13 protein-coding genes are annotated in these 13,519 nt (G+C 62.9%); 6 read left to right on the top strand and 7 right to left on the bottom strand.

Annotated features, from left to right (window positions below; all coding sequences use genetic code 11):
* Nucleotides 1-83: 83 nt before the first annotated feature.
* Nucleotides 84-1,607, top strand: coding sequence for a CoA-acylating methylmalonate-semialdehyde dehydrogenase (locus tag PQQ95_RS24350; RefSeq protein WP_408441697.1), 1,524 nt, complete (start codon nucleotides 84-86; stop codon nucleotides 1,605-1,607).
* 157 nt (nucleotides 1,608-1,764) lie between these two features.
* On the opposite strand, the gene PQQ95_RS24345 is transcribed toward PQQ95_RS24350, so the two are convergent.
* The 6 genes from PQQ95_RS24345 to PQQ95_RS24320 form a co-directional block, all read right to left on the bottom strand.
* Nucleotides 1,765-3,129, bottom strand: coding sequence for a glutamine synthetase family protein (locus PQQ95_RS24345; protein ID WP_408441694.1), 1,365 nt, complete (start codon nucleotides 3,127-3,129; stop codon nucleotides 1,765-1,767).
* A gap of 103 nt (nucleotides 3,130-3,232) precedes the next feature.
* On the bottom strand, nucleotides 3,233-3,466 hold the full coding sequence (locus tag PQQ95_RS24340; protein ID WP_408441692.1) for a hypothetical protein: 234 nt from the start codon (nucleotides 3,464-3,466) through the stop codon (nucleotides 3,233-3,235).
* A gap of 25 nt (nucleotides 3,467-3,491) precedes the next feature.
* Nucleotides 3,492-4,832, bottom strand: a complete 1,341-nt coding sequence (locus PQQ95_RS24335; RefSeq protein WP_408441689.1) for an MFS transporter — start codon at nucleotides 4,830-4,832, stop codon at nucleotides 3,492-3,494.
* A gap of 52 nt (nucleotides 4,833-4,884) precedes the next feature.
* A complete protein-coding gene (locus PQQ95_RS24330) occupies nucleotides 4,885-5,448 on the bottom strand; it encodes an isochorismatase family protein (protein ID WP_408441687.1) in 564 nt (187 codons plus the stop codon).
* 16 nt (nucleotides 5,449-5,464) lie between these two features.
* The gene (locus tag PQQ95_RS24325) at nucleotides 5,465-5,932 is read right to left on the bottom strand and encodes a MarR family winged helix-turn-helix transcriptional regulator (RefSeq protein ID WP_408441684.1); all 468 of its coding nucleotides are present in this window, start codon (nucleotides 5,930-5,932) and stop codon (nucleotides 5,465-5,467) included.
* 83 nt (nucleotides 5,933-6,015) lie between these two features.
* A complete protein-coding gene (locus PQQ95_RS24320) occupies nucleotides 6,016-6,711 on the bottom strand; it encodes an ArsR/SmtB family transcription factor (RefSeq protein ID WP_408441681.1) in 696 nt (231 codons plus the stop codon).
* A gap of 161 nt (nucleotides 6,712-6,872) precedes the next feature.
* On the opposite strand from PQQ95_RS24320, the gene PQQ95_RS24315 reads away from it, so the two are divergent.
* From PQQ95_RS24315 to PQQ95_RS24295, 5 genes are all read left to right on the top strand, one after another.
* Nucleotides 6,873-8,252 carry an MFS transporter gene (locus PQQ95_RS24315; protein WP_408441679.1) on the top strand — a complete coding sequence of 460 codons (1,380 nt, stop codon included), beginning with the start codon at nucleotides 6,873-6,875 and terminating at the stop codon, nucleotides 8,250-8,252.
* A gap of 276 nt (nucleotides 8,253-8,528) precedes the next feature.
* A complete protein-coding gene (locus tag PQQ95_RS24310; protein ID WP_408441677.1) occupies nucleotides 8,529-8,738 on the top strand; it encodes a DUF3311 domain-containing protein in 210 nt (69 codons plus the stop codon).
* 322 nt (nucleotides 8,739-9,060) lie between these two features.
* Nucleotides 9,061-9,465 (top strand): nuclear transport factor 2 family protein, encoded by a 405-nt coding sequence (locus PQQ95_RS24305; protein ID WP_408441674.1) that lies wholly within the window; start codon nucleotides 9,061-9,063, stop codon nucleotides 9,463-9,465.
* 18 nt (nucleotides 9,466-9,483) lie between these two features.
* Nucleotides 9,484-10,899: an NAD(P)/FAD-dependent oxidoreductase gene (locus tag PQQ95_RS24300; RefSeq protein ID WP_408441671.1), complete on the top strand. Its 1,416-nt coding sequence runs from the start codon at nucleotides 9,484-9,486 to the stop codon at nucleotides 10,897-10,899.
* Nucleotides 10,900-11,152: 253 nt separating this feature from the next.
* Nucleotides 11,153-12,580: an amino acid permease gene (locus PQQ95_RS24295; protein WP_408441668.1), complete on the top strand. Its 1,428-nt coding sequence runs from the start codon at nucleotides 11,153-11,155 to the stop codon at nucleotides 12,578-12,580.
* Nucleotides 12,581-12,674: 94 nt separating this feature from the next.
* On the opposite strand, the gene PQQ95_RS24290 is transcribed toward PQQ95_RS24295, so the two are convergent.
* Nucleotides 12,675-13,508, bottom strand: a complete 834-nt coding sequence (locus PQQ95_RS24290; protein WP_408441665.1) for an IclR family transcriptional regulator — start codon at nucleotides 13,506-13,508, stop codon at nucleotides 12,675-12,677.
* Nucleotides 13,509-13,519 lie beyond the last annotated feature (11 nt).

Raw genomic sequence — 13,519 nt, 5'->3', positions numbered from 1 at the left:
TCGGGAATATGACCGGCGCCGTCGATACAGTTGGCGGGTCAACTCCTGCGGTCTACGGTCTATCCCGAACACGAGGTAACGAAATGAATGTAGTGAACGAACAAGCGAAGTTGTCGGTGCAACAGTTGGGCCATTACATCAGCGGCGCTCCGGCTGCGTCGACTAGCGGCCGCTTCAAGGACGTGTTCAATCCCGCCACCGGCCAGGTGACCGGCTCGGTCGCATTGGCATCGGTCGAGGAAGTGGACGCGGCCGTGCAGGCCGCCAAGGCCGCCTTTCCCTCCTGGAGCGAAACCGCGCCGATCAAGCGCGCCCGCATTCTGTTCAAGTTCAAGGAACTGCTGAACCGGCATCACGACGAACTGGCCATGCTGATCACCCGCGAACACGGCAAGGTGTTCACGGACGCGCAAGGCGAAGTGGTGCGCGGCATCGAGGTGGTCGAGTTTGCTTGCGGCATTCCGAATCTGCTGAAGACCGATTTCACCGACCAGATCGGCGGCGGCATCGACAACTGGAATCTGCGCCAGGCACTGGGCGTGGTGGCGGGGATCACGCCGTTCAATTTCCCGGTGATGGTGCCGATGTGGATGTTCCCGGTCGCACTCGCCTGCGGCAACACGTTCGTGCTGAAGCCGTCGGAGCGTGACCCGTCGGCGTCGTTGCGCATTGCGGAACTGCTGAAGGAAGCCGGCTTGCCCGATGGCGTGTTCAACGTCGTGAACGGCGACAAGGTGGCGGTGGATGCGCTGATCGAACACCCGGACGTCGCGGCGCTGTCGTTTGTCGGATCCACGCCGATTGCCGAATACATCTATACGGAAGCGTCGAAGCGCGGCAAGCGTGTGCAGGCGCTCGGCGGCGCGAAGAACCATCTGGTGGTGATGCCCGACGCCGATCTGGACCAGGCCGTCGACGCCTTGATCGGCGCCGCCTACGGTTCGGCCGGCGAGCGCTGCATGGCGATCTCGGTTGCGGTGGCGGTGGGCAATGTTGCCGCTGAACTGATCGAACGTCTGGTGCCGCGCGTGAAGTCGCTCGTGATCAAGAACGGCGAAAATCTCGACGCGGAAATGGGTCCGTTGGTTACCGCCGAACATAAGGCGAAGGTGGCCGGCTATATCGACTCGGGCGTGGCGGAAGGCGCGAAGCTGATCGTCGACGGCCGCGCGCATCCGGTCACGAACGAGGACGGCTTCTTCATCGGCGGTACGTTGTTCGACCAGGTCGGCACGGAGATGAAGATCTACAAGGAAGAAATCTTCGGCCCGGTGCTGGCGGTGGTCCGTGTGCCCGATTTCGCGAGCGCGGTCGAGTTGATCAATGCGCACGAGTTCGGTAACGGCGTGTCGCTCTTCACCTCGGACGGCGGCGTGGCGCGCGCGTTCGGCCGGCAGATCCAGGTGGGCATGGTCGGTATCAATGTACCGATTCCGGTGCCGATGGCGTGGCACTCGTTCGGCGGCTGGAAGCGTTCGCTGTTCGGCGATCACCATGCGTATGGTGAAGAAGGTGTGCGTTTCTATACGCGCTACAAGAGCATCATGCAGCGCTGGCCGGATAGCATCGCGAAGGGGGCTGAGTTCACGATGCCGGTGGCGAAGTAATCAGTAGAGCAGTATTACCGTTATTAAAAAGCCGCGCCTGTTTTGAACTGATCCCGCCAGGTTGGACACCCGTCCAGCGATTTGGGCCGCAGTTCAAAATCAGGCGCGGTTTTTTTTATGCGTCAGCAGCGCGCACGCGGCGCGCAGAGGCAAACAATCAAGCCTGGTTCAGATACCAGCGCCAATCCTGTTCACCGACTTCACCCATGAACTGCCGGTACTCGGCGCGCTTGATCGCCAGGAACACCTTGAGGAATTTCGCGCCGAATACGTCCTTCGCCCAGTCTGATTGTTCCATCGCGTTCAACGCACTGAGCCAATCGGTCGGCAGCAGCGTGGTGGCTTGCGCATAGCCGTTGCCTTCGATCGGCGCGCCCGGGTCGAGGCGTTCGCGAATGCCGTGGTGCGAGGCCGCGAGAATGGCCGCGGCAGCGAGATACGGATTCGCATCGGCGCCGCACACGCGATGTTCGACGTGCCGGCTTGGCGCCGGACCACCTGGCACGCGCAGGCTGACAGTGCGGTTATCGACACCCCATGTCGGCGTGCAAGGCGCGTAACTGTTCGCCTGGAAGCGGCGGTACGAGTTCGCGTTCGGACAGAACATCAGCATCGAATCAAGCAGGCCGTGCAGCATGCCGCCCACTGCCTGGCGCAATAGTGGCGTGCCGGCTTTGTCTTCGGCGGCGAACAGGTTGTCGCCGGCTTCATTGGCGAGGCTCACGTGCATGTGCATACCCGAACCTGCGATGTCAGCGAACGGCTTCGCCATGAAACACGCGTTCATGCCGTGCGCGTTGGCGACACCCTTGACGATGCGTTTGTAGCGTATGGCGTGGTCCATCGCTTCGAGCGCGGGGCCGTGGTCGAGTGTGATCTCCACCTGGCCTGGCGCGTATTCGGAGATCGCGGTGCGTACCGGAATGTTCTGTTCGCGGCAGGCATCGTAAAGATCCTTCAGGAACGGTTCGATCTGTTCCAGTTCGCGCAGACCATATACCTGGGTCGTTCGCGGACGGCGGCCGTCGGTATCGAGCGCGGGTTGCGGGCGGCCTTCTGCATCGCGCTTCGCATCGAGCAGATAGAACTCGAGCTCACAGGCCATCACCGGATAGAAACCGTCCGCTTGCAGAGCATTGACGATACGCGCGAGGAGTTGCCGCGGATCGGCGGCGCCGGCGGGCAAGCCTTCTTCGGGATGCATCTGGACCTGTACCGCGGCGGTCGGGATCTTGCGCCACGGCAGGCGCACGAGACTGCCTGGCAGCGGATACGCGCGGCAGTCGATATCGCCTACGTCCCAAACAAGGCCGCTGTCTTCGGTGTCGTCGCCATTGATGGTCAGATTCATGATCGCGCTCGGCAGCGGCCGGCCGCTGCGATACACGGCGAGTAGTTCTTCACGATGAAGCAGCTTGCCGCGTGGCACGCCGGCGGCGTCGACGATAAAGAGTTCGATAAGGTCGATATCGGGATGCTGCTCGAGGAAACTCAGCGCTTCCTGTTCGTGGGCGAATGTCATGTCGGTTCTCTCTGCGCGTGGGCGCGTGCGTCGTCCTCCGCATCAGATGCGCGGAGCGACGAAAAATCGGAACGGCCGCGCGGATGGCGGCCTCGGATTCAACTCAGGCGAGCGGATGCAGAGAGAACAGCGGAGGGCGCGCGTGGCGGCAATGCCAGATCGCCCAGAAAGCGAGAATCACGTTCAGCAGGGGATTGAGGCGCGCCGTGGCGAGGCGCGTGCGCGCGCACGCCGGTTCGGCGTGGCGACTGCGGCTGAATGACAATGCGGCGGGCTGCATGATGCCCTTGAGTATAGCTGCGGGCCGGGCGCGCTGCGCGACGAATTGACGGGGCACGTCGCTACACCGCGCGCCGCGGCCTTCAAATACCAGCCGACGAATCCTCTTCCGCTTCACTCAACACGGCATTCTGTACTGCCGTGACGGGACTGACATAAGGCGGCGCCTGGCGCGGGTCGTCAATGCTGTAACGCAAACGGCCCGCCTCGACATACACGCGCAACTGACGATACTTCACCAGATAGATCAGGCCGACGATCGCCGCGGCGAAGCCCGATGCAGCGCCGACGCCGAGCGCCCAACGTGGGCCGAAGCGATCCGCGACCCATCCCACTACCGGCGCGCCGAGCGGTGTGCCGCCGAGCGCGATGGCCAGCAGGATCGCGATGACGCGGCCACGCATGACCGGATCGGTGGACAGTTGCACGAGGCTGTTCGTCGACGTGTTGAATGTTTGTGTCGCCCCGCCGATCACGACGAGCGCCAGGCCGAACAGCACATAGTTCGGCATGAGCGCGGCGACCGTGCAGCCCACGCCGAAAATCGCCGCTGCGCCGAGCAGCAGCGCCATGCGAGGCTTCGCTCGACGTGCGGCGAGCAGCGCGCCGGTGACGGAGCCGATCGCCATGGTCGAACTCAGCACGCCGTATTGACTCGCGCCCGCATGAAAGGCGGTGACCGACATGGTCGAGATGAAGATCGGGAAGTTCAGCCCGAAGGTGCCGATCAGAAACAGCATCAATAGCGCGGCCTTCAGATCGGGACGCGTCCACACATACTTGAAGCCTTCCACGAAGCTGCCGCGCGTGCGTACCGCACGCGGCTTCAGATTCAGTTCGCCGATGCGCAACATGCGCAGCGAACCGAGCACGGCGACGAATGAGAGCGCGTTGATCAGAAATACCCAGCCCGTGCCCACCGAGGCGATCAACAGCCCCGCGACAGCGGGCCCGATCATGCGCGCCGCGTTGAACGAGGTGGAGTTCAGCGCGACCGCGTTCGACAGATCGGCTTCGCCGACCAGGTCGGAGACAAAGGTCTGACGCGCCGGTGAATCGAACGCGGTGACGCAGCCGAGCAACCCTGCAAACACGTAGACCTGCCATAACTGCACGAGGCCGGTCACGGTGAGAATCCCGAGGCATAACGCCAGGGTGCCCATTGCCGCCTGGGTGGCGAACAGCAGCTTGCGGCGGTCGAAATGATCGGCCGCATAGCCGGTTAGGGGCAGCAGAAGCATTTGCGGACCGAACTGCAGCGACATCACAATGCCGACGGACGTTGCATTGTGATGCGTGAGTTCGGTGAGCACGAGCCAGTCCTGCGCCGTGCGCTGCATCCAGGTTCCGATGTTGGAGACGATCGCGCCGCTGGCCCATACCCGGTAGTTGAACGTACGCAGCGAACGGAATGTGCCACTCACCGGGCGATCCCCGTGTGGACGATCCGCGCCGTGCAGCGGTTCAAACGGGTGCTCATGCGCGCGATGTCTCGAGCAGCGCGAGGACGTCCTGCGTGGTGCCGGTTTCGCCGAGGCGCGGGAAGATTCGCGTGATGCTATTGGTATGCGCGTCGAGGTTCATGTCCGTCATCGCGTCGACCACGAAGGTGACATTGAAGCCGAGCTCGTGGGCGAAACGCGCAGTGGATTCGACGCCGATGCTGGTGGCCACGCCGACCAGCACCACTTGCGTGACGCCTTGCTGGCGCAGATACGCTTCGAGGTCCGTGTTCGTGAACGCGCCCCAGGTGCGCTTGGTCACCAGATGATCCGACGGCTGCTGATTCAGTTCGGGGATGAGGTCCGCAAAGCCCGCGGGGAAGTCGCCGGCAGGGCGCGACTGTTCCGCGCGGCCGGGCGCGCCGCCTGCCACGTTGACGAGCACCACCGGCAGACCATGACGGCGAAATGCCTCGGCCAGATCAGCGGAGCGCTTGACGATCTCGCTGGTGGGGTGAGCGGTGGGCAGCGCGACGATGCCTTGCTGCAAATCGATGACGACCAATGCGGTCTTTGCGTCGAGCGTGGTGAGAGCCATGATGGTTTCCTGGGAGTTACGAGTCGATGAGGCGTTTGAGCAAGTCGACGCCAATCGCGAGTTGTTTCTGTTCGGCGGCGGAGAAGCGGGTCTGGATCGTACGGAATAGCCAGTCTTCGCGTGCCGCGCGGCTTGCCTTGACCTTCTTGCGGAAGGCGGGCGTGAGGGAGAGAACGGTTTGCCGCCCGTCGTTCGGGTCTGGCGCACCGCTCACGAGGCCGGCCGCTTTCAGAACTGAAAGCGTCTCGCCCATGGATTGCGGACGCATGCCCTGGATACGTGCGAGCGTGGTGACCGTTGCCGGACCTTCGCGTTCCAGCAGGCTGAGAACCTGCACCTGCGACGGCGTGAAATCGCCCACATGGGCTTCTTCGCGCAACCGTCGGCGCAACTTGCCGACAAGTACACGCAGGTCTTCTGCCGTAGCGTGCAGCGCGTCGGGGTCGGAGGCAGGCCGTGTGGGCTGGGTGTCGTTGCTGGACATACCGGCAGATGTGAAGGTTACCTTCGTAGGTTACCTTCGCATCTGCCCCGCGTCAAGTTGACGGTCTGGGGCGTTTAATCAGGTCAGGAAGCGCCGCGCTCGATGCCGAAATGTTTCTTGAGCCCATCCCAACCGGGCGCCGTGACGGTCACCGACCGCGTGGCGGATGACGTGTGCATCCAGCCCCATGCCAGGAAGGCTTCCATCAGCCGGGCGCCTAACGGCCCCGCGACGTGATATTGCCGCTCGGTCCAATCGAGGCATTGACGGCCATGTTCCGTTTGACCGGCCGCCGGATCGCCAATATCGATGCCGAGTTCCTGCAGCCACACGCGGCCGGGCGTGGTGAGGGCGTAGTGGCGCTCGCTCGCCTCGACGATGAAACCCCGCGTGAGCATGCTTTGCGTTACCGCGACGCTGATCCGACCCGCCAGATGGTCGTAACAGCAGCGTGCGAAACGCAGCGCCTGCGCCGAGCGATTCGGCGTATTGCGCCAGGCCGGGGTGACCGGCCCAACTGACGCGAGGCTCTCAAGCACATGCGAAACGTGCGCGCCGGCGAGCCGGTAATAGCGATGCCGGCCCTTGCTCTCCACACTCAGCAAACCGCCGTCGAGCAGCTTGGCGAGGTGCGAACTGGCGGTTTGCGCGGTCACGCCCGCCGCTTTCGCAAGCGCGCCGGCCGACATGACGCTGCCGTCGGCGAGCGTGATCAGCATCACCGAACGCACCGGCTCGGCGATCAGGTGCGCCACGCTTGAAATATTGTGATGGCCCATTTATGTGCAATGTCCGTCATTGATGCGTGGGATTGATGCGTGGATGATGCCCGCCGGCGGGTGAAAAATCGTCCGGTCGCACACTTCGATACAGCCCGAAGCATTCTCTGTGCGGGCCGCCTTATAGTCAACGGAGAACCGGGAAACAGGGGCAGGAACTCTTGAACGATGAACGTGAATATCAGAAGCGGGTACTGATCGCGACGAGCCTCAGCTACGTCATAGTCATCTTGGATACCTCGATCGTCAATGTGGCGCTGGAGCCGGTTGCGGCCAGTCTGGGTTCGGATATCACCGGCCTGCAATGGGTGGTCAATGCTTACACGCTGACATTTGCCAGTCTGCTGCTAAGCGGCGGCGCACTGGGCGACCGGGTCGGCGCGAAGACCGTTTACCTCGCGGGATTGCTGATTTTCGCCTGCGCTTCGGCGTTATGCGGATTGGCGCCGGATTTGCAGATCCTGGTGGCCGCGCGGGTATTGCAAGGTGTCGGCGCGGCATGCTTGGTGCCGTGTTCGCTGACCCTTATCAACCATGCTTTTCCGGTCGCCCGACAGCGCGCCGGCGCGATCGGCGTATGGGCCGGATGCGGCGGTATAGCGATGGCGGCGGGACCTCTCGCCGGCGGTCTGCTGATTCATCTGCTCGGCTGGCGCAGCATTTTTCTGGTGAACGTGCCGATCGCGCTGATCGGCGCGTGGCTGACTACGCGTATCGATTCGGTCCATCCGGCCGCATCGGGCAGACCGATGGATGTCGCCGGGCAACTGCTCGCCATCGTTGCGCTGGGCGCTTCGGTCGCCGTGCTGATCGAGGGGGCGAAGCTCGGGTGGCGAGCGGGCGCGATACAGGCGGGTGCGGCGATTGCGCTTACTGCCTGGGTTGCGTTCGTGCTGGTCGAAGTCAAACGCAAACAGCCGATGCTGCCGTTGGGCTTCTTTCGCAGTCCGGTGTTTTCCGCCTCGGCGTTTGTTTCGCTGATTTCCGGCCTGATTTTCTACGGGTTGTTTTTTCTGCTGAGCCTGTACTTTCAGTCTGCTCGCGGATGGTCGCCGTTGCGGACCGGACTGGCATTCCTTCCGTTGACTGTGATGGTGACCATGGGCAGCTTCGCATCCGGCGCGCTGAACCGGGCGTATGGCGCGCATCGGCTCGTTTGCGGTGGCTTTTTGCTGTATGCGTTGGGTTTCGCCGGGCTCGTCGCGCTCGCGGACGGCGCGCCGTATTGGCGCATTGCACTTTGCTTTCCGGCCGTCGGTTTCGGTGCAGGGGTGATTACGCCCGCCGCGACCGCCGCGTTGATGACGGCGGTAGACAAGACGCGTGCCGGCGTCGCGGCGGGCGTGCTCAACGCGAGCCGGCAGACAGGTTCCGCTTTTGGCGTGGCGATCTTCGGCGCGCTGATGAGCGCAATTCAGCCATTCGACGCCGGGATTCGCGTGGCCGTCTATCTGGCGATAGGCCTGTCGTTGCTCGCCGCGCTGGTTTGGCACATCGCGTTGGCCGTGGCGACGCGTTGTGCAGGCAGCGATGCCTGGTAAGCGGGGTCGATCGCCAAACCTCGTGCTCGGCGTCGCTATGGGGCGCGCGTGCCGGTGTGTCGGTTCGAATATCCTGTGGTCCCTCCTGTGGACCAGGCGATTTATTATCGCTGGTACTAGCCAGCTGCATTTTCGGCCACCGATACTGAAATCGTCTGCTATGACACGTCGTGTCACATCCGCTTGCCGTGGACCGGTCGTCTGGTCCGGTCCTTCATTGGCAGGCGGATTCAGCAGAGACGGTTTCATCGATCACGAAAAGCAGACGGAGACTTCATGCTCAAGTTCCTGATTGGGATCGGCATCCCCTATGTCGGCGTGATAGGCCTGTTGCCTTGGGTCGCGTCAGTCGATCGATTCGTCCTGGGTGTGCCGTTCATCTATGCGTGGATTTTCGCGTGGTTTGTCCTGACGTCCATCTGCCTGCAGGTGTGCTGGCGTCTGTTCGATCGCCACGCGGACGATACGGATCCGCAAACCGCCTGAAGCAGCAGGCGCGTCAGGATGTCCACTGCTTTGAAAGCACGCGTGCGCTGAACCAGCGCCCGCGTGCCACGATCATTGCGTCAAGCACGTCAAGCACGTCAAGCACGTCAAGCACGTCAAGCACGTCAAGCACACCAATTGCCTGAACCCGAATCCCAGGTTCCAGGCCAGTCAACCCGCGTGTCCTCACCACACGCTGCACCAGGCGAAACCAGCGCACTGGCCCTACCGTCGACCGGACACCAAACTTACACTTTTCCCTAAGAGATGCCGCCTGGGCAAGCTCACAAGCCTCATCCAATTCACCAAGCAGGAGACATGCATGGCCACAACAGAAACGTCCGCATCGAAGGTCACCGCGGACACGCTCGCCGCATTTTCCGCCGCGTTCAATCGTCACGATGCGAACGCGCTGATGGACTTCATGACCGAAGACTGTGTGTTCGACGCCGCAGGCGGAAGCGAAGTCCATGGCGCGCGATTCGTCGGCCGCGATGCGGTTCGCGCAGCGTTCGAAACGGTCTTCAGGACCTTCCCGGATGCGCATTGGGGAAAAGGCCGTCATTACGTCATCGGCGAGCGTGGTGTGTCCGAATGGGTGTTCACGGGGACGCATGCGGAAGGCTGGCGCATCGAAGCGGAAGGGTGCGATCTCTTCGAGTTCCGCGATGGTCTCATCGCAGTCAAGCGCGCGTTCCGCAAGGAACGTCCGAAGCAGAACGTTTGACGCCGACGGGAGCCTCACATGGAGCAAAGTGTCATCACACGAGTCGGTGAAGGTCAGGCCGCAGGACGGGACAGTGCCACACAATACGACCCGAGATACGACCCGCTCGTCTCACCGGGACCGGGTTACGGCAAGCAATACGCACCGACCTATTGGGCCGCGACCGCCGGCACGCCGCCACCCGACGATGGCCCGGTCACGAAGGACATCGACGTGGACGTGGCCATCATCGGCGCAGGGTATACGGGACTCGCGACGGCGCTTTGCCTCGCGCGCGAGCATGGCATCAAGGCCGTGGTGCTCGAGGCCAACAAAACCAGTTGGGGTTGCAGCAGCCGCAATGGCGGACAAGGGCAGAATGCGTCGGGACGTCTGTCGCGTTCGCAATGGATCGAGCGTTGGGGCAAAGACGTCGCGTTGAAAATGCACGACGAGATCCAGGAAGGCTTCGACAACTTCAAGTCGCTGGTGGCCGAAATCGATTGCGATCCGCAACCAGGCGGTCACTTTCTGATTGCGCACCGGCCGCGCATGATGGCCAAACTCGCGGCCGAAGCCAAAGTCTGGAAAGACGTTTTCGGTTATCCGTCCGAACTCATCGACCAGGCCACGTTGCGCCGCGAATACGTCAACGATTGCGAGGCGTCCGGCGCACTCCACGAACCCGAAGGTATCGGCATTCACGCGTTAAAACTCGCGTATGGCTATCTGCGGCTCGCACGCGAAGCAGGCGCGCGTGTCCATCCGGCGAGCCCGGTGATCGGCTGGGAAACGATCAATGGCATTCATCATCTGCGCACGCCGGGTGGCGTCGTGCGGGCCCGGTCTGTGGGTATCGCGACCGGCGCGTATACGGCGCCGGACCTCCATCCTTCGCTGACGAGCCGCGTCATGCCGATCCTGTCGAATTCGATGGTGACGCGTCCGCTCACGCAGCAGGAAATCGCCGCCTGTAATTTTCGAACGACACAGGTGCTCACCGATACGCGCACGCTGCGGTTCTACTATCGTTTCCTGCCGGACAACCGGCTGCAGATCGGCAGCCGTAGCGCGATCACCGGTGCGGATGCGCCGAATCCGCGTCACTACGAATTGCTTATCGAGGGGATGGGCCGTAAATTCCCGGCCTTGCGCGGTGTCCAGATCGACTATTCATGGTGGGGCTGGGTGGATGTGAGCCACGACATGATGCCGCGCGTTTGTCAGCCGGATCCGAAGCAGTCGGTGTTTTACGCACTGGGCTACGGCGGCAATGGTGTGTCATATTCGCAGCAGGCAGGGCGGCGCCTCGCGGAACGGATTGCGGGCAAAGGGTCGAAGCAGACCTTGCCGATCTTTACGTCGCCGTTGCCTGGCCATCCGTTCGCGCCGTTCCGTCGTATCGGACAACGGATGCTCTATCAGTTGTATTTCCGGCGCGACGAAAAGCCTTGAACGCGGCGTGCGTGCTGCGTCACCCGCAGCATGTTATTCGCCAGGCGTCGTGCGTCACTTGCACGGCGTTGCGCAGCCACGCAGGCCTGCGCGTTAAATCATAAGAAAAGACACGATACAGCGAGACGCACAAGCGTCCTCGCTCGATCCGAATTGACGGCGCCCAGGTTCGGGGAATGCGCGCAGCTTCGCACGCAAGCCCGCACGCAGCCCCGCACGACCGGCGCCGGCATCAACAGGATGTGGAGGTGACATGCAGGTATCGAACAAGAGTGAACTGAAGACCGGTCTCAAGGAGCGCCACATGACCATGATCGCGCTGGGCGGCGTGATCGGCGCGGGACTGTTTGTCGGCAGCGGCGTCGTGGTCCGGCAGGCCGGTCCGGCGGCGGTCCTGTCGTTTCTGATCACCGGCGGCCTGATCGTGCTCGTCATGCGCATGCTCGGGGAAATGGCCTGCGCCATGCCGGCGGTGGGCTCGTTCTACGAATACGCGCGCCTTGCCTTTGCCGGGAAGCGCGGGCCGGGCAAGCTGGCCGGGTTTCTGACCGGGTGGATGTACTGGTATTTCTGGGTCATCGTCGTGGCCGTCGAGGCGGTGGCCGGCGCGAAACTGGTTCAGTTCTGGTTGCCGGATACGCCGGCGTGGGCGATCAGTCTCGTGTTACTGGTCGTGTTGACGGCGACCAATCTGATTTCGGTGGGCAGCTACGGGGAATTCGAGTTCTGGTTCGCGTCCATCAAGGTGGCGGCGATCGTGGTGTTCCTGTTCCTCGGCGGTCTGTATGTGTTGGGGCTGTGGCCCGCATCGATGCACACCACCTCCGTGATGCCCACGCTCCTCTCGCACGGCGGGCTGATGCCGAAGGGGATCGGGCCGGTGCTGAGCGGCGCCGTCGCGGCGACGGGCTTTTACTTCGGCGCCGAGATCGTCACCATTGCCGCCGCCGAAGCGCATGAGCCGGTCAAGGCCGTCGCCAAAGCTACCAATTCAGTGATTACCCGCGTGCTGATTTTTTATGTCGGCTCGATCCTGCTCGTGGTGGCGCTCGTGCCGTGGGATTCGCCGAAAATGGCGACGCCCTATGTGAGTGCGCTCGATGCGATGGGTATTCCGGCTGCCGCCAACATCATGAATGCGATCGTGCTGACGGCGGTGCTGTCCGCGCTCAATTCCGGCCTGTATGCCGCGTCGCGGATGATGTTTGCGCTGACCCGCCACGGCGATGCGCCGGCTTCACTCGCCAGGGTCAATCGCCGCGGCGTTCCGGTTCGCGCGATTCTGATCGGCACCTTGTTCGGCTATGTGTCGGTCGTGATGTCATATGTATCGCCCGATACGGTGTTCGCATTCCTTGTCAATTCGTACGGCACGGTGGCGATTTTCGTCTACGTGCTGATCGCCGTGTCGCAATTGAAACTGCGCGCCCGGCTCGAGCGCGAGGCGCCGGAGATGCTGCGGGTGAGAATGTGGTGCTACCCGTATCTGACCTGTTTCGCAATCGTTGGCATGATCGGCATTCTGGTGGCGATGGCGTTCATACCGGATCAGCGCACGCCGCTGTGGCTCGGGGTGGTGAGTCTTGGCGTGCTGCTCGTGGCGTATGCGTGGCGGGCGCGGAAAGCCGGCGTCGTTTCAACTGAACCGGAATTCGTCGACTATCGGCCGCGTACTCATTGAGGCCTGTCTGACAGCGTGCTGTTTGATGTGCGGCGGCGGGTCGTTCGCGATCGCCGCTGCACCCTGGTAATGAGCGGTTGGCGGCGCGGCCTCGCTACTTCGACACCGACACTCCCGCCGCCGCAGACTGAAGCAGCGGTCCGATGCGCAAGGCGATCTCCTTGAGCTTCGGCACCGCTTTCAACAGATCCTCCAGACTGGCGCGCGCCGTGGGTGCATGAATGGCCAACGCCGCGAGCACACGGCCATCCTCGACGTTGCGCACCGGCACTGCGACCGCCACCATGCCGCGCACGAACTCTTCGTTGTCGACCCCGATGCCGCGCATGGCGAGACGGTCGAGTTCCGCTTCCAGCAGATCGATATCGGTGAGGGTGCGATACGTCATCGATTTGAGCGGTAAGCGCCGGATGACGAGTCCGCGCTCGGCCGACGTCATCTGCGAGAGAAACAGCTTGCCGCTGGCGGTGCAATGCAGCGGGACGCGCGTGCCCGGTTGCATATGCAGACGCAAGGGTTCGCTCGTCTCGACACGCTCGACGTATAGCACGGTGTCACCGTCGAGCACGGTGAGATTGCAGGTCTCGCCGAGCGATTCCACGAGCGTGCGCAGCAAGGAGCGGCATGCACGCGTAAACGTGCTGTTCGCGAGCGTGGTCAGGGCGAGCTGAGCGGCGCGCGGCCCGAGCGCGATTGCGCGGTCGGCGCCGCGCGAGTCCGGCATGTGCGTGACATAACCGCGTGCTTCGAGCGACTCGATCAGGCGCATCAGGGTCGCCTTCGGAATCTGCAGACGTGAGGACAACTGGGAGAGTGACGACGGTTGTCCGGCGGACGCAAGGTGTTCCAGCACGCTGAGTGCGCGCAGGACGCGGGTATCGTCGGCTGGCTCGTGAGCGGATGAGGGGCGATGCGTGGTGTCTCTCATTGTCCTTCCCG

The organism is Paraburkholderia caffeinilytica (assembly GCF_046030355.1).
Lineage (GTDB): Bacteria > Pseudomonadota > Gammaproteobacteria > Burkholderiales > Burkholderiaceae > Paraburkholderia > Paraburkholderia caffeinilytica_B.
The sequence above is the reverse complement of the archived record's forward strand: the minus strand, read 5'-3'. Positions and strand labels throughout refer to the sequence as shown.

Excerpts from the sequence above, each read along its gene's own strand:
- PQQ95_RS24350 (WP_408441697.1), top strand. The coding sequence starts at position 84 with ATGAATGTAGTGAACGAACAAGCGAAGTTGTCGGTGCAACAGTTGGGC.
- PQQ95_RS24345 (WP_408441694.1), bottom strand. The coding sequence starts at position 3,129 with ATGACATTCGCCCACGAACAGGAAGCGCTGAGTTTCCTCGAGCAGCAT.
- PQQ95_RS24330 (WP_408441687.1), bottom strand. The coding sequence starts at position 5,448 with ATGGCTCTCACCACGCTCGACGCAAAGACCGCATTGGTCGTCATCGAT.
- PQQ95_RS24325 (WP_408441684.1), bottom strand. The coding sequence starts at position 5,932 with ATGTCCAGCAACGACACCCAGCCCACACGGCCTGCCTCCGACCCCGAC.
- PQQ95_RS24320 (WP_408441681.1), bottom strand. The coding sequence starts at position 6,711 with ATGGGCCATCACAATATTTCAAGCGTGGCGCACCTGATCGCCGAGCCG.
- PQQ95_RS24310 (WP_408441677.1), top strand. The coding sequence starts at position 8,529 with ATGCTCAAGTTCCTGATTGGGATCGGCATCCCCTATGTCGGCGTGATA.
- PQQ95_RS24305 (WP_408441674.1), top strand. The coding sequence starts at position 9,061 with ATGGCCACAACAGAAACGTCCGCATCGAAGGTCACCGCGGACACGCTC.
- PQQ95_RS24300 (WP_408441671.1), top strand. The coding sequence starts at position 9,484 with ATGGAGCAAAGTGTCATCACACGAGTCGGTGAAGGTCAGGCCGCAGGA.
- PQQ95_RS24295 (WP_408441668.1), top strand. The coding sequence starts at position 11,153 with ATGCAGGTATCGAACAAGAGTGAACTGAAGACCGGTCTCAAGGAGCGC.
- PQQ95_RS24290 (WP_408441665.1), bottom strand. The coding sequence starts at position 13,508 with ATGAGAGACACCACGCATCGCCCCTCATCCGCTCACGAGCCAGCCGAC.